Raw genomic sequence first — 20,166 nt, 5'->3', positions numbered from 1 at the left:
GCAGTGCATCGTGGCGCGTCACGCGCTGTCTGTCAATGAAGGTTGACAGTCCTACGGTCCGAAGTCGGTGATCCCGTCCCAGTTGACCAGCTGCCACCCGGTCACGGGGTTGCCCTCGATCACCACCCGGCCGGTGTTGGGCAGCGGACGGTTCAGCAGCAGACCGTCGTTGGGGTTCGCCACGTTCAACAGCGTCCACAGCATGATCGACCCCGAGTGCGCGAAGGCCACCGGATTCTTGTCGCCGCTGTCGTAGATCTCGGCGACGGCGGCCGTGAACCGATCGTTGAACTCCTTGCCGGTGACCGAACCTGGGATCGCGGCGGAGAGGTTGCCGTCCAGCCACTGCTCCGGTGCCAGGAAGTACGTGCTCGCCACCTGGGATTCTGGCTTGTCCTCGAACCAGCCGGCCTCGATCTCGCGCAGGCCCGGCAACACCTCCACCTGCTCGTCCAAGTCGGCCGCCAACGGGGCGGCGGTCTGCTGCGTTCGCACCATGTTGGAGGCGTAGACGCCGTCGAATTCCTTGCCGCGCAGTGCATCCGCGGCGGCCTGGGCCTGCCTGCGGCCCTCTTCACTGAGACCGGGGCCGGGCACCGAGGTGTCGATGAGACCGGATGCGTTGCCCTGCGACTGGGCATGCCGCACGAAGGTGAGCGTGATCGACTCTGGCGCAGGGGGTCCAGAGCCGCATCCGGCGACCAGCAGGACCACCGCGATCACGCACGCGAGCACCCTCATTCAGCGTCGCCTCCCTACGAAGCCCTCCTGCGTCACGGTACAGACCAGGGTGCCGTCGGCGTTGAAGATTGCCCCATTGCCCAACCCCAGGCCACCGCCGGCGGTGCTGGAACGCTGGTCGTACAACAGCCAATCGGAGAAGTCGACGGGTCGGTGCCACCACATGGCGTGATCCACCGAAGCCATCACGTCCAGGTCCTGCCAGGTCCGGCCGATCGCGGCCTGCAGGGGATCCAGGATCGTCCAGTCGCTGATGTAGGCAAGCATGCAGGTTCCCAGCAATGGGTCGAGCAGCAGTTCGGCGGGAGGATCGTCCCGCAGTCGCAGCCACAGCCGGCTCACCGTCTCATCCCCGGTGGGTGCGTCGATCGCGATCCGCGGCGGTGGGTCGACATACCGCATTTCGGCGATGCGGAACCGCATGAGCGTGACGTACCGCTCGTCGCCACCGGTCTTGGCGAGATGGCTTCGCAGTTGTTCCTCCACGTCGGCCAGGTGTTCGGGGCCCGGCACATCCGGCATCGGAATCTGGTGTTCGTAGCCGTCAATGTCGACGATGAAGGACACCAGGGCCTCCATGATCGCCACGTCACCCTGCAGCGCGGTGACCCGTCGGGTCGAGAACGTCCGGCCCTCACGCAGCGTCGTGACCTCGTACCGCAGCGGCCGGGTCGTGTCGCCGGGGCGCAGGAACGCCAGATGCAGGCTGTGCGGGCGACGGTCGGTCACGGTGCGCCCGGCCGCAGCGACGGCCTGCGCGGCCACCTGCCCGCCGTAGACCCGGCTCCGTTCGATGTCGTCGTCCGGTTGCGGTCCCAGGAAAACCCCGTCACCGACTTCGTCGAGCGCGAACAGATCCAGGATGTCTTTCAGTCTCTCCGGCACGCCTCTAATAGAGCCATGCCGACTCCCACGCCGTGCACCCGGGTCAGCGGCAGACGTCCGGAGCCAGCCAGAGCAGCGGCCACAGTGCGGTGGTGTGGCCGAACGCCACCAGGTCGGCCCCGGCGGGCAGCTGGTACTGCAGCCGGCTGGCGAACACATCCACCCGATCCGCGTTGAGGAACGTGAAACCGATGCCGACCACGAGGTAGGGGATCGCCAGCCACAGCGCGAGCTCAATCAGCTGTTCGACGCTGATTCGGTGGTTGAGCACCCGGCGCAACACCGTGAGCATGTGGCGAGCATCGCACACGGTCGGTGCTCAAGCACGGCAATTTCAACGAACAGGCGACACCCCGGTGTCGGGGTTGTCAGGATTACATCCGCGAGCGCCGAACACCTCGGCGCGGGATCGGTGGTGGCGGCTCGATGAAGTTGGTGGTCGGTTATCTTGCGACGCCAGGCGGCGCTGACGCCCTGGCCCTGGGCGTCCGGCTGGCGCGCAGTCTCGGTGCGCAACTGGAGATCTGCCTGATCCTTCCGCCCGGCAAGCTGCCCGCCCTCGGCGGGGCACCGGCCAGCTACGACCAACTGGTCGCCGAACAGGCCGATGAATGGTTGTCCGAGGCCGTGGCGCAGGTGCCGCCGGGCCTGGTCGCCCATGGACACCGGCTGTTCTCGGAGTCGTTCGCTCAGGGTCTGATCGACGAGGTCGGTCGCCTGGAGGCCGACGTGCTCGTGGTCGGCGGCGCCGGCGGCGGCCTGGCCGGCAGCTTCTCGCTGGGGTCGGTGGTCAACGAACTCCTCTACAGCTCACCCGTGCCCGTCGCGGTAGCACCGCGCGGCATCCGGGAGTCCAGGGTCGACTCCGTCCGGGAGGTCACCTGCGCCGTCGGCGAACGAGCCGGCGCGGACCTGCTGCTGCAGACGGCCGTGCGCTTCTGCGCCGTTGCCGGAACTCCGCTCCGGTTGGCCTCGCTGGTGACGCTCGACCCGGTGTTCGGGTCGCTGCGGGGTGACAGCGACGCCATCCGCGAGTACGCGCTCAACCATGCTCGCCTCACCCTCGAATCAGCTAAAAATGAACTTCCTGAAGGGTTTCCGGTCAGCGCCACGGTGGCCGACGCGGCCTCGATCGAGGAGGCGGTCAGCAGGCTGGAATGGCACGACGGCGACCTGATCATGGTCGGCTCGAGCCGGCTCAGTGCCCCCCGGCGGTTGTTCCTCGGCTCGACGGCGGCCAAGATGTTGCGCGTGCTGGACGTGCCGATGATCGTCGTCCCCCGAGACCAGCTCAGTGAAGAGGATCTGCCGTGAACGAATCACTGCACGCTGTCGAGGAGCGCAGCGGGCTTCAGGCCAAAGGCCTGGCCGAGGGCAAGGTCGGGACCTTCTCCGGGGCGATCCTTGGAATCTCCTGTGTCGCCCCCGGTTACACCCTGACCGCCAGCATCGGCCTGATCGTCGCGGCCGTCGGCCTCAAGATGCCCGCCATCTTCATCGCGGGCTTCATCCCGATGTTCCTGACCGCGTACGCCTATCGCGAACTCAACTCGCGGGCACCCGACTGCGGCGCCTCGTTCACGTGGTCCACCAAGGCGTTCGGACCCTACGTCGGGTGGATGTGCGGGTGGGGCATGGTGATCGCCTCGATCATCGTGCTGTCGAACCTGGCGGCGATCGCCGTCGAGTTCCTCTATCTGTTCATCGCGCAGGTGACCAACAGACCGGCGATCGCCGACCTGGCCGGCAACACCGCCATCAACATCCTCACAACGTTGGCGTTCCTGGCGCTGGCGACCTGGATCGCCTGCCGTGGCATCACGACCAGTGAGCGGGTGCAGTTCGTCCTCGTCGGCTTCCAGATGGTGGTGCTGATCACCTTCGCGATCGTCGCGGTGGTCCACGTGGCCAAAGGCGATGCCCCGGCCGGGCTCAGCTTCGATCTGGACTGGTTCAACCCGTTCTCCGGTCTGGCGTTGGGCGCCTTCGTCATCGGGGTCACCGGGTCGATCTTCGCGTTCTGGGGCTGGGACACCTGTCTGACCCTGGGCGAGGAGTCCAAGGACCCCACCAAGACCCCGGGACGGGCCGGGCTGCTGTGCGTGATCTCCATCCTGCTTACCTACCTGCTGGTGGCGGTGGCCGTCATGATGTACGCCGGGGTGGGGGACACCGGCCTCGGGCTGGGCAATGAGGAGAACTCCGCCAACGTGTTCGGGGCGCTGGCCGAACCGGTGCTCGGCGGCGCGGGCGGTCTGCTGCTGTTCCTGGCGGTGTTCGCGTCGTCGGTGGCGAGCCTGCAGACCACCTTCCTGCCGGTGGCACGCGCGATGCTGGCGATGGGGGCCTACGGCGCGTTCCCGAAGCGGTTCGCCGAGGTGCACCCGCGCTTTCTGGTCCCGGTGTTCGCCACGGTGACAGCGGGTGTGGTGACCGGTGTGTTCTACACGGTCGTGAGCCTGCTGTCGGAGTCGACGCTGTTGGACACCATCGCCGCGCTGGGCATCATGATCTGCTGGTACTACGGCATCACCGCGTTCGCCTGCATCTGGTACTTCCGTCGCGAACTGTTCAGCAGCGTGCACAACGCGGTGTTCAAGTTCCTGTTCCCACTGCTGGGCGGTCTGATCCTGGCGGCGGTGTTCGTCATCTCGATCTACGAGAGCATGAACCCGGAGAACGGCAGCGGCGCCGCGATCGGCGGCATCGGCCTGGTGTTCTTCATGGGATTCGGCATCCTCGCCCTCGGCGTGGTGTTGATGTTCGTCATGCGGATGCGCAGTCCGGCCTTCTTCCAGGGCGAGACGCTGCGACGCGACACCCCCGCACTTCGCGAGACCGCCGTCTAACGCTGGAACCGCAGGATGTCGGTGAGCTGACGTCGCGGCGTCGCGGCGCCCGCGCTGTGCCGCGGGGGCGCGGTTCCGACCCGGATCAGGACCTGCGGGGCACTCGTACCCGAGATCAGCGAGGACAGCAGTGCGCGGCCGGATTCCAGTTCGGTCAGGTGAGTGACCGTGCAGGTGGCCAGTCCTGCCACCGTGCACTCCAGCAGCACCGTCGAGAGCGCTTCGCCCGCCGCCAGCGCGTCCGAGGGCGTGTCGGCCGGGGTCGACAGCATCAGGATCGTGGCGTGGTCGCGGGACACCGCTGAGCGCCGGTCGCCGTGGCGGCTGACCGGAAACGCCCGGTTCATCTCCACGTGGTCGGCCTCCGCCGCCGACACCAGCACCCGTCGCGGTATGCCCTCATCGAGTTCGAAAGGTCCTGTCCACCATTCGAGTTCGGCGGTGTAGTCGGCGTCGTTGCGACGGATCGCCGCATCGAGGCGGGATGCCGCCACCAGTTCGGGCCGCAGTTCGTCGTCGATCACATCCAGGCGCACGGCGTCACCGTCGACGAGCTCACGCAGCACGGACTCGAGCACGGCCCAGTCGCTGGGGGCCAGCAGGGGCAGCCGGTCGGTGCGCCGCCGCAGAATCGCATTGGCCCGGTCTCGTGTGGCCGGCGCCACGGACTCGGCGCGACGGAAGTCCAAGGACGCCAGGTGCGTCGGCCGGCTGGGGTTGGGCAGCCGCTCGACGAAGGACTGCCAGCCCGCCGCGGCCATCGCGATCCGCAGGTGGTCCAGGACCGCGCCGCAGCTGATCAGTGCCTCGCGGGCGCCGCGGTCGGTGTGCCGGATGATGCGGCTGCGGTCGAGGTGCAACTGCAGTTCGGCTCCATCGGCGATCCACAGCCAGGGCTGACTGTTGTGCAGCGACGGCGCCCGAGAGGCGACCGTGACGGCCTGCTTGATCAGATCGGTGTCCACCGAATCCCGGTTCATGTCACCACCGCTTTCCTCGCGCTGCCATCGTCGCCGCCGGGGGACGTCGACGACCAGAGTCGTTGGTCCCTGGCGCCGGTGCCGGACGGCAGTTGGGCGTGGCCGCCGGAAGGGGCCATGATCGGATTATGAACGTTGTGCCCGAGACCGCCGCTGCCGTCCGCGAGACACATTCCGGCATGGTGGTCCTGGTCGGTGACCGGGCCTACAAGTGCAAACGCCCGATCGCCACCGACTTCCTGGACTTCAGCACCGTCGCGCTGCGGGAACAGGCGTTGGCCCGTGAGTGGGAGCTGAACCGGAGGCTGGCCCCGCAGGCCTACCTGGGCATCGCCCATCTCGAGGGGCCCGACGCCGGCGAGCGGGAGCCCATCCTGGTGATGCGGCGTTATCCCGAAACGACCCGGCTCAGTACGCGGGTGCGCGCCGATGCACCCGATCTGGCCGCTGACCTGCGCGCCGTGGCTGGCGTTCTGGCGCGGTTCCATGCCCGTGCGGACCGCAGCCGCGTGATCGACTCGGCTGCCAAAGTGCCCGCCGTGGCGGCGCGTTGGACCGACAACCTCGACGAGATGGCGGTGTTCGCCGACGAGGTGGTCGACGCGTCGGTGCTGCAGCGCGTGCGGGAACTGTCGAGCGGGTTCATCTCCGGACGGGCCGTGCTGTTCGCGGACCGGATCACCCTGCGGCGCATCGTCGACGGCCACGCCGATCTGCTGGCCGACGACATCTTCTGTGTCGACGACGGCCCGGTGCTGCTGGACTGTCTCGACTTCGACGACAAGCTTCGCCACGTCGACGGAGTCGACGACGCGGCGTTCCTGGCGATGGATCTCGAGTTCCTGGGCCGACCCGACCTGGCCACCGACTTCCTCGACGAATACTGCCTGCGCGCAGGCGACTCGGCCCCGCAGTCGCTGCGCCACTTCTACATCGCCTACCGGGCGCTCGTTCGGTCCAAGGTCGACTGCATCCGGTTCGGCCAGGGTGTGGCTGGGGCCCGTGAGGACGCCGTGCGGCACCTCGAGATGTGTCTGTCGCACCTGCGCGCCGCGATCCCGCAGCTGATCCTGGTGGGCGGTGGCCCCGGCACGGGCAAGACGACGTTGGCCCGGTCGCTGGCCGAACAGCTGGGTGCGCAGGTGATCTCCACCGACGACGTGCGTAAGGACTTGGTGCGCGACGGGGTGATCGAGGGCGCTGCCGGCGCGATCGACGCCGGCTTGTACACACCGGAGAACACCGCCGCGGTCTACCGGGTGGTGCTTCGTCGAGCCCACAGCGTGCTGGCGGCCGGCGGCTCGGTGATCCTGGACGGCACCTGGCTCGATGCGCAGGAACGCGACCGGGCCCGTGCGCTGGCCGCCGGTGCGCATGCGGCGATGTTCGAGTTCGCCTGCACGGTGCCGCTGGCCGAGGCGCAGGCACGCATCCAGAACCGGATCGGTTCGACCTCCGATGCCACGCCCGAGGTCGCGGCGGCCTTCGAGGGTCGAACCGACGTGGTGTGGCAGGGCGCGCACGTCATCGACACGGCGAAACCACTCTCCGATGCGGTGGCGCGCGCGGCCGATCTGTGCTGCGTCGCGATCTGAGGACCGACGGCCTCCCGGCCGGGTGACCAGGTGCCCTTTCGGCCGGGCCCCGCCCTGCAATAACGTCGTGGACAGTGCCGGACGACGGAGTCCGGCCCGAGATTGAAGAGGTGCGACATGGCCGGCGTTCGGGGAATTCTGGTGGGGGCCGACGGATCGGCTCCATCGAAGGTCGCCATTGACTGGGCCGCGCGCGAGGCGGCGTCCCGCAACGTGCCGTTGACCCTGGTCCACGTGCTGACACCGGCCATGATGATGATGTGGCCCGAGGTCGCGATGCCGCCGGACTACACGCGCTGGCAGGAGGAACAGGGGCAGGAGATCCTGCATGCCGCGGCCAAGGTCGCCGAGGAGGCCGCTCCGGGACTGCAGGTCCGCAGCGAGATGCCGACCGGGCCCACCCTGGCCACCATGATCGAACTCACCGCCGACGCCGACCTCATGGTGGTCGGCTCCCGCGGTCGCGGCGCCCTGGCCCGCGGACTGCTGGGGTCGGTGAGTTCGGGCCTGGTGCGGCATGCGCACTGCCCGGTGGCGGTCATCCACGACGAGGATCCGTTGCCGCTGCGGCCTGCCGATGCCCCGATCGTGGTCGGCATCGACGGATCTCCAGCGTCCGAGGAGGCGACGGCCATCGCGTTCGACCTCGCGTCCCGACGCGGCGTTGAACTCGTGGCGGTGCACGCCATCAGCGACTCCGATCTGATCGAGAGCCCGCGCGTCGACTACGCGACTCTGGAGCAGAAGGCGAACGAGATTCTCAGCGAGCGGTTGGCCGGGTGGGGCGAGCGCTACCCCGACGTGCGGGTGCGGCGGGTCGTGGAGTGGGCCAGGCCGGCCAACATGCTGGTCAGGGAGGGTGAGAAGGCGCAGGTCCTGGTGATCGGCAGTCATGGCCGCGGAGGGTTCGCCGGCATGCTGCTGGGTTCGGTGGCCTCCTCGGTGGCCCAGGCCGCCCGGATGCCGGTGATCGTCGCCCGCAAGCCCTGACACTCACGAGATCATGTCATCGAACTGATGTTCGATAGACTGGTGCGGTGGGATGGCACAACGGACCGCCGAGCTGGACGGAGATGCAGCGCGTCCTGAACAGCAAGCCGCGCCGGGCCGGCATGCCGTTGGGTGAACCCGTGCTCGACGGCGGTGACAGTCCCGCGTGGTCGGCCAAGCGCGACGAGTATCAGCGTCCCGTTGGCGCGCGGCAGGTGCGGTCCCGGGTTCCGTACGCCGAACTGCACGCGCACTCGGCCTACAGCTTCCTCGACGGGGCGAGCACCCCGGAGGAGCTGGTCGAGGAGGCGGCCAGGCTCGATCTGCGGGCGATTGCGCTGACCGATCACGACGGCCTCTACGGAGTCGTGCGCTTCGCCGCGGCCGCCGCCGAACTCGACGTGCGCACGGTGTTCGGTGCCGAACTGTCGCTGGGCAACTGCGCGCGCACCGATTCCCCCGACCCTGCTGGTCCGCATCTGTTGGTGCTGGCGCGTGGGCCCGAGGGATATCGCAGGCTGTCCCGGCAGTTGTCGCGGGCACACCTCGCCGGTGGTGAGAAGGGCAGGCCGCGGTACGACTTCGATGCGCTCACCGAGGCCGCGGGCGGGCACTGGCAGATCCTCACCGGATGCCGCAAAGGTCATGTGCGCCAAGCGCTGTCCCGGGGCGGCCCCGAGGCCGCTGCCCTCGCGCTGGCCGACCTGGTGGACCGGTTCGGCCGCGAGCGGGTCAGCGTCGAACTCTCCCGGCACGGCCACCCCGACGAAGATCAGCGCAACACCGATCTGGTGGCGCTGGCCGGCCGGTTCGGTTTGACGGTGGTGGCGACGACGGGTGCGCATTTCGCCGGCCCATCCCGCGGCCGGCTCGCGATGGCGATGGGTGCGATCCGGGCCCGCAAGTCCCTCGACGAGGCCGAGGGGTGGTTGGCACCGCTGGGCGGCGCGCACCTGCGGTCCGGGGACGAGATGGCGGAGTTGTTCGCACACCTGCCCCAATCCGTCACGGCGGCTGCGGAACTGGGGGAGCAGTGTGCGTTCGGGCTGTCGCTGATCGCGCCTCAACTGCCGCCGTTCGACGTGCCGGACGGTCACACCGAGGACAGTTGGCTGCGCCATCTGGTGATGCGCGGCGCCGCCGACCGCTATGGGTCGCCCGAGTCGGCCCGCAGTGCCTATGCGCAGATCGAACACGAGTTGGCCGTCATCGCCGAGCTGAAGTTCCCGGGCTATTTCCTTGTGGTCCATGACATCACCAGGTTCTGCCGGGAGAACGGAATCCTCTGTCAGGGAAGGGGCTCGGCGGCCAACTCGGCGGTCTGTTTCGCCCTGGGAGTCACCGCCGTCGACCCGATCGCCAACGAACTGCTCTTCGAGCGGTTCCTGTCACCGGCGCGGGACGGGCCACCCGACATCGACATCGACATCGAATCGGACCTGCGCGAGAACGTGATCCAGTACGTCTACGAACGCTACGGGCGTGACTACGCCGCCCAGGTCGCCAACGTCATCACCTATCGCGGCCGCAGCGCGGTCCGCGACATGGCCCGCGCGTTGGGCTTCTCGCAGGGTCAGCAGGACGCGTGGAGCAGGCAGATCAGCCGCTGGAACGGAGCGGCGGACTCGCCGGAGGTCGCCGAGATCCCGGCGCAGGTTCTGGAGCTCGCCGCCGAGATCAAGAACCTGCCGCGGCACATGGGCATCCACTCCGGCGGCATGGTGATCTGCGATCGGCCCATCGCCGACGTGTGCCCCGTCGAATGGGCCCGCATGGAGAACCGCAGCGTCCTGCAGTGGGACAAAGACGACTGTGCGGCAATAGGTCTGGTGAAGTTCGATCTGCTTGGCCTCGGCATGCTCTCGGCGCTGCACTACGCGCGGGATCTGCTTGCCGAGCACAAGGGCATCGACCTGGACTTCGCCAAGCTGGACCTGTCCGAGGCGGCGGTCTACGAGATGCTGCAGCGCGCGGATTCGGTCGGGGTCTTCCAGGTGGAGTCGCGCGCCCAGATGGCCACGCTGCCCCGGTTGAAGCCCCGGGTGTTCTACGACCTCGTGGTCGAGGTGGCCCTGATCCGGCCCGGCCCCATCCAGGGCGGTTCGGTGCACCCCTACATTCGACGCCGCAACGGGCTGGATCCGGTGGCCTACGACCACCCCTCGATGGAGCCCGCGCTGCGAAAGACGTTGGGGGTGCCCCTGTTCCAGGAGCAGCTCATGCAGTTGGCCGTGGACTGCGCGGGGTTCTCCGCGGCCGAGGCCGATCAGCTGCGCAGGGCCATGGGGTCCAAGCGGTCGACCGAGAAGATGCGCCGGCTGCGTGGCAGGTTCTACGAGGGCATGCGGCAGCGGCACGGCATCACCGGGGCGCTGGCCGACCGCATCTACGAAAAGCTGGAGGCCTTCGCCAACTTCGGCTTCCCGGAGAGCCACGCGTTGAGTTTCGCGTCGCTGGTGTTCTATTCGTCGTGGCTCAAGCTGCACCATCCCGCCGTGTTCTGCGCGGCACTGCTGCGCGCCCAGCCGATGGGGTTCTATTCACCGCAGTCGCTGGTCGCCGATGCGCGCCGTCATGGCGTGGAGGTGCTCGGCCCCTGCGTCAACGCCAGCCTGCCGCACGCGACGTTGGAGAACCGCGGCCTCGTGGTGCGTCTCGGCCTGGGGTCGGTGCGCACCATCGGCGATGATCTGGCCACCCGGATCGTCGAGGAACGAAAGGCCAACGGACCCTTCGCCTCCCTGGTCGATCTGACCGGGCGGGTGCAGTTGACGGTGCCTCAGACCGAGGCGCTGGCGACCGCCGGTGCGCTGAGCTGTTTCGAGATCACCCGTCGTACGGCACTGTGGGCGGCCGGGGCCGCCGCCAACGAACGGCCCGACCGCCTGCCCGGTGTGGGGACGTCGTCGCATGTGCCGACCCTGCCGGGGATGAGCGATGTCGAGTTGGCGGCCGCCGACGTCTGGGCGACCGGAATCTCGCCGGACAGTTTCCCCACCCAGTTCCTGCGCGCAGACCTCGACGCGCTCGGGGTCGTGCCCGCACAGGATCTGCTGTCGGTTCCCGACGGCACGCGAGTCCTGGTGGCGGGAGCGGTGACCCATCGCCAGCGTCCCGGCACGGCACAGGGCGTGACCTTCATGAACATCGAAGACGAGACCGGGATGGTCAACATCCTGTGTGCGCCCGGGCTGTGGTCGCGATATCGGAAACTGGCGCAGACCGCACCGGCCCTGGTGATTCGCGGCATCGTGCAGAACGCCACCGGCGCGGTCACCGTGGTGGCCGACAGGATGAGTCCCATCGATATGAAGGTCGGGTCGCGTTCGCGCGATTTCCGCTGAAGGTGGTCTCCCGCTGCCCTTAGGCTGAATTGGCGAAAGGGGGCCCGATGAAGCCTCATGTGTTGCTGACGCTGGCGACAACACTTCTCATGGTCATCACCGGGTGCGGCAGCACTGTTGCGGGCCAGGGGGTCTCACCGCTGTACGACCCCTTCAAGGTCGGCGGCATGCCCGCGGTCACCGGCCCCAGCGGCATCCGCGACAACGCGCCGCCCACCACAGGCACCGTGCTCAACACCGACGACGGGCCCGTCGACCGGCTCGCCCTGCTCGCGGTCAACGACATCGCCGAGTACTGGGGGCAGAACTACTCTCCGGCCCTGGAAGGCGAGTTCATCCCGGTCAAGCGTCTGGTGTCCTACGACTCCACGGACCGCTCCAGCCCGCGCATCTGCGGCGGCTCGACCTACGAGATGGTCAACGCGTTCTACTGCCCACCGATGCACCTGATGGCCTGGGACCGGGGTGTGATGGTGCCCGTCGGCCAGAAGTTCTTCGGCGACATGTCGATCGCCGCGCTGATGGCCCACGAGTACGGGCACGCGGTGCAGCGGATGGCCGACATGATGGACCGGCGCACGCCCTCGCTTGTGGTCGAACTCCAGGCGGACTGCCTGGCCGGTGACTACCTGCGCTGGGTGGCCGACGGGAGTTCGCCGCGCTTCACGATGGACACCGGCGACGGCCTCAACCATGTGCTGGCCGGCGTGATCACGATCCGGGATCCGCTGCTGACCGACGACCTCGAGTCCCTGCTCAAACAGCAGGAGCACGGGACGGCACTGGACCGCGTCGGGGCCTTCCAGATGGGCTTCATCTCCGGCACCTCGGCGTGCCGGACGCTGGACGAGGCCGAGGTGGACAAGCTGCGCGGCGACCTGCCGATCATGTTGGACACCGACGACGGCGGTCAGGTCCAGACCGGGGAGGTCCCGCTCGATGAGGATGTGCTCGGCATGCTCATGGACGATCTGGGTGCCATCTACTCACCGTCGGAGGCCCCCACACTCTCGTTCGATCCGGGTGAGTGTGAGAACCCGCAGCCGGGGTCACCCGTGGCGTACTGTGCGGACCGCAACACCATCGCGGTGGATCTGCCTGCGCTGCAGAAGTTCTCGGCCCCGGCCGACGAACGGCGCGATCTGATGCTGCTGCAGGGCGACAACACCGGCATCTCGGCGGTGACGTCGCGGTACGCCCTCGCGGTGCAGAAGCAGCGCGGCCTCGCCGTCGACTCCCCGACGTCGGCGCTGCGCACCGCGTGCCTGACCGGTGTCGCGCAGCGGGCGATGATCGATCCGTCCGCCGACCGCAGGCTGAAGCTGACCGCCGGTGACATCGATGAGGCCGTGGCCGGCCTGCTGGTCAACGGCATCGCCGCCAGCAACGTCGAGGGGGCGACGGTCCCCGCCGGGTTCACCCGCATCGTCGCCTACCGGTCAGGCCTCGAGGGCGACGCTGAGCTGTGCTATCAGCGTTTCCCCTGATTCGCAGACGACGTGGGTAGTCTCCGATCATGACCCTGAACCTGTCTGCCGACGAAGTCCTGACCACCACGCGCTCGGTGCGCAAGCGGTTGGATTTCGACAAGCCCGTCTCGCGCGACGTCATCCTGGAATGCCTCGACATCGCGCTGCAGGCGCCGACCGGGTCCAATGCGCAGGGCTGGCAGTGGATGTTCGTCGAGGACGCCGGCCAGAAGAAGGCGCTGGCCGACATCTACGCCAAGAACTTCGCCTGGTACCGGACCATGGATCGGCCCACGTACGCCGAGGGTGACGTGCGCGCCGAACGCGCCGACGCCGTCGTCGACTCCGCGCAGTACCTGGCCGACCACTTCCACGAGGCGCCGGTGCTGCTCGTACCGTGCATCGAAGGTCGTTGCGACGGTGCGCCCGGCGGGATGAGCGCCTCGTTCTGGGGCTCGCTGCTTCCCGCGGTCTGGAGTTTCATGCTGGCGCTGCGGTCCCGCGGGCTCGGCTCCGCCTGGACCACGCTGCACCTGATCGGCGACGGGGAGAAGGAGGCCGCCGAGGTCCTGGGCATCCCCTTCGACCAGTACTCGCAGGCCGGGCTGTTCCCGATCGCCTACACCAAGGGCACCGACTTCAAGCGGGCCAAGCGTCTGCCCGCCGAGCAGTTGGCGCACTGGAACACCTGGTAGTCCCCCGAATCACACCGCGCCGTCGAAGCCGTGCTGCCGCCACGCCTCATACACCGCGACCGCGGCCGCGTTCGACAGGTTCAGTGACCGGCGCCCGGCGAGCATCGGAATCCGCACCCGCTCGGTGATGTGGGGGTCGGCCAATGTCTGTTCGTCCAATCCGGTGGGTTCGGGGCCGAACATCAACACATCTCCGGATCGGTAGCCAACATCGGCGAACGACGTCGTCGAGTGCGCGGTGAAGGCAAAGACCCGCGCGGGCATCAGGGCCGCCCAGGCGGCGTCCAGGCTGCTGTGCACGGTAACCGACGCCAGGTCGTGGTAGTCCAGCCCGGCGCGCCTCAACTTGGGTTCGGACAGGTCAAAGCCCAACGGCTCGACGAGGTGCAGTTCGGCGCCGGTCGCGGCGACCATGCGGATCGCGTTGCCGGTGTTGGGGGCGATCCGCGGGGAGAAGAACAACAGCCGAAACATCGGACGATCTTCGCAGGTGCGTGGTGAAATTTGCTGAACCGCGTCAATTAGGCCTGTTCAGGGGCTCGGCAGGCTCTGAGCGTTCGTCGAGAATTGTGGAACGGTCACGTTCGTACTGTCATACTTCATCAATTGCCATGCGATTTGCGCCCGCTCTGACGTGCAGTCGGGTCGAAATGAGCAGGAAGTTGTATGAAGGCGGAGACACTGAGTAGAAGCGGTGCGATCGCAGAAGCGGTAAACCCGGGGCCGGCAGGGGGAGCCGTCAGTTGACCATGTTCGACAAGCCCTCCGGACTGGATCAGTCCGCGGGGTTGCGTCCCGACGCGGACCTCGTTGATACGCCTGAGGCGCCTGTTGCGCCCGCGGTGGTCAAGCGCCCGAAACGCTGGTCGCTGACCAACTGGCCGGTGCGCTGGAAAGTTCTCGCCATCGCCCTCGTGCCGTTGGTGCTGGCGGCCGGTTTCGGCGGCCTGCGCATCTACGCCAGTGTGACCGAGGCCCGCGATCTGCGCCTGGCCGCCGACCGCGTCGCGATGGTCCCGGTCATCAGCGACTACGTGGACGCCCTCGGCGACGTCCTGTTGGCGAAGGCCACCGACGGGGGCGTCGATGAGGCGGCCCAGCGGCTCGATGCGGCCCGGGCGGCCATGCTCAGCACGCGCGACGGCAACGACGTGCAAGCCGACGTCCGCAATGCCGTCGAGAACCTCGCCGTCATGGGCAGCCAGCTGCAGGCGGGTGTGCTCGGTGGATCCGTGCCGCTCGACCGTCAGGTGACGGGCTTCGGCGATCTTCTGCTGACCGCCGAGAACGCCATCTCCGGTTCGGTGCGGGTGGACGACGAGGTGCTGCGCAACCAGGCCGTCGGCCTGTCCCGGGCGGTCGGCGCGCACGGCCAGATGACACTGCAGAAGCTGATGATCGAGGCAGGCGGCAGCCTGCCCGAGCCCTTCCTGCGCAATGCGATGACCACGCTGGCGGGCACCGAACCCCAGACCATCCTCGGCATGGGCCAACTGCTCGGCGGCGCCTCGGAGGAGGCGACCACGCTGCGGTCGCAGATGGTGCAGCGACTGCGCCTGCTCGCCGATCCGAGCACGCCGCTCGTCGGTAATGAGCAGCTGCTCAAGTCCGTCCAGACCACCGACGAGATCGCGTCGGAACTGATCTCCAAGACCACGTCCAACGTCGTGGGCACGGTCGGCGACGAGGCCAACGACGCGCGCAATGACGCCATCCGCGACGCCGCCCTGGTTCTCGTGGCGTTCCTGGTCGCGCTGGGCGTCGTGTGGTGGGTCGCCCGGACCCTGACCAGGCCGCTGCGCACGCTGCGTGACGGAGCCCTGACGATCGCCCACGAGGAGTTGGCCCAGGGCGTCGAGCGGGTCAAGGCCGGTGACGAGAGCGAACCCGAGCCACTGCCGATCTACACCACCGAGGAGATCGGCCAGGTCGCGCACGCCGTCGACCAGCTGCATGCTCAGGCGCTGCTGCTCGCCGGTGATGAGGCCCGACTGCGGGTCATGGTCAACGACATGTTCGAGACGCTGTCGCGCCGCAATAAGACGCTTGTCGACCAACAGCTTTCGTTGATCGACAGGCTGGAGCGCAACGAAGAGGACCCGGATCGCCTCGACAGCCTGTTCCGCCTCGACCACCTGGCCACCCGGATGCGTCGAAACGGCGCGAACCTGCTGGTGCTGGCCGGTGCGCAGGTCACCCGTGAGCAGGGCCCGCCAGTGCCCTTGGCCTCGCTGGTCAACGCGGCCGCCTCCGAGGTGGAGGACTATCAGCGGGTCGAGACCGGCATGGTGCCCGACTGCTCGCTGCGGTCGTCGGCCGCCGGGGACTCGGTGCACCTGCTCGCCGAACTCATCGACAACGCGCTGCGCTACTCACCGCCGTTCTCGCCGGTGCGCGTGACCGCAGTGCACACCAGCGACAACGGTGTGCTGATCGACATCAACGACGCGGGCCTGGGCATGACCGATTCGGATCTGCGCATCGCCAACATGCGACTGAACGCCGGCGGTGAGGTCAGCCCCGACAACACCCGGCATATGGGCCTGTTCGTGGTGGGCAGACTGGCACGCCAGCACGGCATGACCGTGCAACTGCTGCCGGGCCCCAGCGGCCAGGGCACCGTCGCCCAGGTGTACCTGCCCCCGAGCGTGCTCGACGGTTTCGAGCCCGCCGCGCCGCTCGCGTGGTCGCCGGCGGCCGAGCCTGAGCCGCCCTTCTACGACGAACCCGAGGGCCCTGCCGACGCCACTGCGGCCGACGAGGCATTCGCGGTGCCGGAGGTGGCTGAGGCCCCTGAGGGTGCGGAGGCTGAGGCTGAGGCTGCTGAGATCGATGAGGCCGTGCCGGTGGATGACTTCGACATCCGGTACGAGCCGGAGAGCGAACCCGAGCTGACCGAGGCGTCCGTGTCGGTGCTTCCGCGTCGCAGCCCGGGGTCCAGCGGCATCGCCGCACCGTCGGCGGAGGAGCCCGAACCGAGCCCGGAGCCCAGCACCTGGTGGTCGCCGGCCGAGTCGGAGTCGCCGGAGACGGGGGAGCCGGTCGCCGAGGCGCCGTCGAACACCGCGGGGTTCTTCTCCTCGCGCCGGCGGGCCCGTCGTGACGCCGGGGCGCCCGCGCCGATCGACGAGCCCGTTCTCGAAGAACCCGCCGTCGAGGAGCCGGAGCCCGAGGTTGCTGAGGCGCCCGAGCCTGAGTTCGAGGAGTATCCCGCCGACACCGGCGAGATCGATCTGTCCGATATGGACCGCCTCGCGCACGAAATGTCCCCGCAGCAGACCCACTCCGGCATCGACCTGATCTACCAGAACATGGTCACGGAATGGCTGGATCCGCAGGAGGTTCAACAGCTCGCCGTGCCCCAGGACTGGAAGTCGGTGTGGGACAACGGATGGGCCGCCGCGGCCGATGCGGACAACGTGCCGATCGATGAACGCACCGACCATGGTCTGCCGGTGCGGGCACCCGGCGCCCGACTGATCCCCGGCGGCGCATCGCTGTTCGAGAAGCAGCCCCCAGTCGGGGACGACGCCGACCAGCCTTCCGGGGCCGACGAGGGCGAGGTGGGCTCGAGCGGCGGCCGCCCGGAGCGGGATCCCGATGCGATCCGCGCGTCGATGAGCAATCATTTTGGTGGAGTGCGCGCGGCACGCCTGCACGCCCGTAACACAACCCAAGGACTCGATGACGAATGAGCTACGCGCAAGGTTCGCAGCGGGAGAATCCGTTGGACTGGCTGGTCTCCAAGTTCGCCAGGGACGTTCCGGGGGTCGCGCACGCGGTGCTGGTGTCCGTCGACGGGCTGTTGATCGCCGCAAGTGAGCACCTGCCGCCGGAGCGGGCGGATCAACTCGCCGCGGTCACGTCCGGGCTGGCGAGCCTGTCGGCCGGTGCCGCACAGCTTTTCGACGGTGGCCGAGTGCTGCAGTCGGTCGTGGAGATGGACCACGGCTACGTGTTGATCATGCAGGTGGGGGACGGAAGTCAGCTGGCCACCCTGGCGTCGAAGTCATGTGACATCGGCCAGGTCGGCTACGAGATGGCCATTCTCGTGGAACGGGTTGCGAGCACGGTGCAGTCGACCCGTCGCCGCGCGGCCCAACACATGTGACGGGGCACGGATGAGTATGTTCGATCGGGCTGTGCCACCACGGGAGGCGAACCTTGTTCGCCCCTACATGCTGACGGCCGGTCGCACGGACACCACGGTCCATCTGCCGATGGAGGCGCCCCTGCGCACCGTCGAGTCGGCGATGTTCCACCGCTGGCCGCCCAATGACATGCGGGGCCGGATCATCCAGTTGTGCACCAGGAGTCCCTCGGTGGCCGAGGTCTCAGCGCTGCTGGACGTTCCCCTGGGTGTGGCCCGTGTCCTGGTCGGCGATCTGGTCACATCGGGTTACCTTCAGGTGCACACGACGATCACCGAACGCTCCACGACAGACGAGCGACGCGAACTCATAGGAAGGACGCTCCGTGGCCTACGCGCACTCTGAGAGGCGTGACGCTGCATCGACCAAGATCGTCATCGCGGGGGGATTCGGCGTCGGCAAGACGACCTTCGTGGGTTCGGTGTCGGAGATCATGCCCCTGCGCACCGAGGCCATGGTGACCAACGCCTCGGAGGGCGTGGACGGACTCGCGGAGACCCCGTCGAAGTCGACGACGACGGTCGCCATGGACTTCGGCCGCATCACTCTCGGTGAGGATCTGGTGCTGTACCTGTTCGGCACCCCGGGTCAGCGCAGGTTCTGGTTCATGTGGGATGACCTCGTGCACGGCGCGATCGGCGCGATCGTGCTCGTCGACACCCGCCGCCTGCAGGACAGCTTCGCCGCTGTTGACTTCTTCGAGAATCGCAAGATCCCGTTCATCATCGCCGTCAACGAGTTCGACGATGCGCAGCGGTTCCCGGCCGAGGAGGTGCGGCAGGCCCTCGCGCTGTCTGAGGGCGTGCCGGTGATCTCCGTCGACGCCCGAGATCGCAACTCCGCCAAGGAGGCTCTGATCGCGGTGAGCGAGTATGCCCTGGAATCCCTTTCGGCTGCTGGGTGAACTGGTCAGATCAGGAGTTCAGCGGGCACGACTTCAGGGATGAGGACCTCGTCGGCCTGACCACCGAGCGCGTGGTGTTCGACGACTGTGATTTCAGCGGCGTCAACCTGTCCGAGTCGGTGCATGCGGGGACTGCTTTCCGCAACTGCCGCTTCCGGCGAGCAACCCTGTGGCACAGCACATTCCGTAACTGCAGCATGATGGGATCGACGTTCGTCGAATGCCGGTTGCGGCCGGCGACCTTCGACGAGGTGGACTTCTCGCTCGCGGCGCTCGGTGGGGCGGACCTGCGTGGTGTCGACCTGAGCGGGTGTCGTCTGCGCGAGGCCTCACTGGTGGACGCGGACCTGCGTAAGGCCGTGCTGCGGGGTGCGGACCTGTCGGGGGCGCGGGTGGTCAATGCGCGGTTCGACGAGGCCGATCTTCGGGGTGCCCGGATCGACCCGACTCTGTGGACCACAGCGAGCCTGCGCGGCGCGAAGATCGACATCCACCAGGGGTTGGCCTTTGCGGCCGCCCATGGGCTGGACGTGCACGGGGAGTAGCTCGCCGAATCCGGCCGCGGACAGGGTGAATACCGTTCGCCGGCAATCTGCGTCACGATCGCGACGTGCGTAACCTCATCGTCGGCACCGAAGCCCTTGCATCTGGCAGGCTGACCCGACGCGAACTGCGTCGCGATTACACAATGGTGTACCGGAATGTGTACCTGCCGCGTGGCGCCGAGTTCACCGCCAGGCAGCGAGCGGTGGCGGCCTGGCTCTGGTCCAATCGGATGGCCACCATTGTCGGATTGTCGGCCGCGGCCATGCACGGCAGCAGGTGGATTCCGGTTGACGCGCCCGCAGAGCTGGCACGAACACAGCACAAGTCAGCGCGGGGGATCGTCATCAGGAAGGACACCCTGGCCGATGACGAAGTTGAGTGGATTGCTGGCGTCAACTGCACGACGGTGCAGCGCACGGCCTTCGACCTCGGGCGTCGGCTTCATGGCGAGGAGCCGGTGATCCGAATCGATGCACTGCTGAATGCCAGTGGTGTGCCCGTGCAGGAGGTTTCGGCATTGTCTGAAAGATATCCCGGTGCCCGCAACATCCGGCAGTTCCGCAGGGTGCTCCAACTGGTCGATGGCGGAGCCGAATCCCCGCAGGAGACCAGGCTTCGCTCCTCCTGGTGAAGGCCGGTCTGCCACGGCCCGAGACGCAGATCCGACTGGGCCGCCGTCGCGTGGACATGGGCTGGCGCGAATACCAGGTGGGCGTCGAATACGACGGTGAGCAGCACTGGACTGATCCCCGCGAGCACGCCGGAGACATCGGCCGGCTGGAATACCTTGCGGGGCTGGGCTGGACCATCGTACGGGTGTCGGCCTGGCATCTGCGCTGCGACCGCGACGGCATTGTGCACCGCGCGGAGGCCGCGCTGAGGGCGGCGGGATGGGCGGGCACACTGTCGCCGAAAGTTGACTTGTTGACGGCCCTTCCAGCTCAGACTCAAGTGGTCGCTGCAGCACCTGACTGCTTGGAGGGTGTTGTTCGATGGCGTTTCGTTCGCGGGGTACGC

Annotated in this window: 17 protein-coding genes and 1 pseudogene; 13 read left to right on the top strand and 5 right to left on the bottom strand. The window is 68.0% G+C overall.

Features of this window, described 5'->3' with window-relative positions:
• Window positions 1-51 precede the first annotated feature (51 nt).
• Genes A5727_RS19735 through A5727_RS19725 form a run of 3 tightly spaced genes read right to left on the bottom strand, consistent with a single transcriptional unit; the run spans window position 52 to window position 1,918 of the window.
• Entirely contained in the window at window positions 52-741 is a 690-nt protein-coding gene (locus tag A5727_RS19735; RefSeq protein ID WP_068253649.1) for a histidine phosphatase family protein, read from the bottom strand.
• Entirely contained in the window at window positions 742-1,626 is an 885-nt protein-coding gene (locus tag A5727_RS19730) for an acyl-CoA thioesterase (RefSeq protein ID WP_068253646.1), read from the bottom strand.
• Window positions 1,627-1,669: 43 nt separating this feature from the next.
• Entirely contained in the window at window positions 1,670-1,918 is a 249-nt protein-coding gene (locus A5727_RS19725) for a hypothetical protein (protein WP_068253640.1), read from the bottom strand.
• 134 nt (window positions 1,919-2,052) lie between these two features.
• Between A5727_RS19725 and A5727_RS19720 the strand changes: the two genes are divergently transcribed.
• Both A5727_RS19720 and A5727_RS19715 read left to right on the top strand, forming a co-directional pair.
• A complete protein-coding gene (locus A5727_RS19720) occupies window positions 2,053-2,940 on the top strand; it encodes a universal stress protein (protein ID WP_068253636.1) in 888 nt (295 codons plus the stop codon).
• Window positions 2,937-4,475, top strand: a complete 1,539-nt coding sequence (locus tag A5727_RS19715) for an APC family permease (RefSeq protein ID WP_068253635.1) — start codon at window positions 2,937-2,939, stop codon at window positions 4,473-4,475. Before A5727_RS19720 ends, A5727_RS19715 begins: the two co-directional genes overlap by 4 nt.
• On the opposite strand, the gene A5727_RS19710 is transcribed toward A5727_RS19715, so the two are convergent.
• The gene (locus A5727_RS19710; protein ID WP_068253634.1) at window positions 4,472-5,455 is read right to left on the bottom strand and encodes an Acg family FMN-binding oxidoreductase; all 984 of its coding nucleotides are present in this window, start codon (window positions 5,453-5,455) and stop codon (window positions 4,472-4,474) included. The two genes, A5727_RS19715 and A5727_RS19710, sit on opposite strands and share 4 nt — an antisense overlap.
• 128 nt (window positions 5,456-5,583) lie before the next feature.
• Here A5727_RS19710 and A5727_RS19705 point away from each other — a divergent pair, with 128 nt between their 5' ends.
• The 5 genes from A5727_RS19705 (at window position 5,584) to A5727_RS19685 (ending at window position 13,548) form a co-directional block, all read left to right on the top strand.
• A complete protein-coding gene (locus tag A5727_RS19705) occupies window positions 5,584-7,050 on the top strand; it encodes a bifunctional aminoglycoside phosphotransferase/ATP-binding protein (RefSeq protein WP_068253631.1) in 1,467 nt (488 codons plus the stop codon).
• A 117-nt stretch (window positions 7,051-7,167) separates the two neighbouring features.
• A complete protein-coding gene (locus A5727_RS19700) occupies window positions 7,168-8,040 on the top strand; it encodes a universal stress protein (RefSeq protein WP_068253627.1) in 873 nt (290 codons plus the stop codon).
• Window positions 8,041-8,087: 47 nt separating this feature from the next.
• The gene (locus tag A5727_RS19695) at window positions 8,088-11,384 is read left to right on the top strand and encodes an error-prone DNA polymerase (RefSeq protein ID WP_068253626.1); all 3,297 of its coding nucleotides are present in this window, start codon (window positions 8,088-8,090) and stop codon (window positions 11,382-11,384) included.
• A 47-nt stretch (window positions 11,385-11,431) separates the two neighbouring features.
• Window positions 11,432-12,871: a neutral zinc metallopeptidase gene (locus A5727_RS19690; protein WP_068253625.1), complete on the top strand. Its 1,440-nt coding sequence runs from the start codon at window positions 11,432-11,434 to the stop codon at window positions 12,869-12,871.
• 29 nt (window positions 12,872-12,900) lie between these two features.
• Entirely contained in the window at window positions 12,901-13,548 is a 648-nt protein-coding gene (locus A5727_RS19685; RefSeq protein WP_068253622.1) for a nitroreductase family protein, read from the top strand.
• Window positions 13,549-13,557: 9 nt separating this feature from the next.
• Here A5727_RS19685 and A5727_RS19680 read toward each other — a convergent pair whose 3' ends face one another.
• A complete protein-coding gene (locus tag A5727_RS19680; protein WP_068253617.1) occupies window positions 13,558-14,022 on the bottom strand; it encodes a tRNA (cytidine(34)-2'-O)-methyltransferase in 465 nt (154 codons plus the stop codon).
• A 275-nt stretch (window positions 14,023-14,297) separates the two neighbouring features.
• On the opposite strand from A5727_RS19680, the gene A5727_RS19675 reads away from it, so the two are divergent.
• From A5727_RS19675 to A5727_RS19650, 6 genes and pseudogenes are all read left to right on the top strand, one after another.
• Entirely contained in the window at window positions 14,298-17,243 is a 2,946-nt protein-coding gene (locus A5727_RS19675) for a sensor histidine kinase (protein WP_082949911.1), read from the top strand.
• Window positions 17,240-17,659, top strand: coding sequence for a roadblock/LC7 domain-containing protein (locus A5727_RS19670; RefSeq protein ID WP_068253610.1), 420 nt, complete (start codon window positions 17,240-17,242; stop codon window positions 17,657-17,659). Before A5727_RS19675 ends, A5727_RS19670 begins: the two co-directional genes overlap by 4 nt.
• A gap of 16 nt (window positions 17,660-17,675) precedes the next feature.
• Window positions 17,676-18,044, top strand: coding sequence for a DUF742 domain-containing protein (locus tag A5727_RS19665; RefSeq protein WP_082949910.1), 369 nt, complete (start codon window positions 17,676-17,678; stop codon window positions 18,042-18,044).
• The gene (locus tag A5727_RS19660) at window positions 18,025-18,603 is read left to right on the top strand and encodes a GTP-binding protein (protein WP_068253604.1); all 579 of its coding nucleotides are present in this window, start codon (window positions 18,025-18,027) and stop codon (window positions 18,601-18,603) included. Before A5727_RS19665 ends, A5727_RS19660 begins: the two co-directional genes overlap by 20 nt.
• A complete protein-coding gene (locus A5727_RS19655) occupies window positions 18,600-19,148 on the top strand; it encodes a pentapeptide repeat-containing protein (RefSeq protein ID WP_082949909.1) in 549 nt (182 codons plus the stop codon). The genes A5727_RS19660 and A5727_RS19655 overlap by 4 nt, the downstream gene beginning before the upstream one ends.
• A gap of 65 nt (window positions 19,149-19,213) precedes the next feature.
• Window positions 19,214-20,040, top strand: a pseudogene (locus tag A5727_RS19650) (endonuclease domain-containing protein); the annotation flags it as partial.
• Between the last annotated feature and the right edge of the window lie 126 nt (window positions 20,041-20,166).

It is taken from the genome of Mycobacterium sp. ACS4331, from assembly GCF_001667265.1.
Lineage (GTDB): Bacteria > Actinomycetota > Actinomycetes > Mycobacteriales > Mycobacteriaceae > Mycobacterium.
Note: the sequence above shows the minus strand (reverse complement) of the source record. Positions and strands in the feature narration are given on the sequence as shown.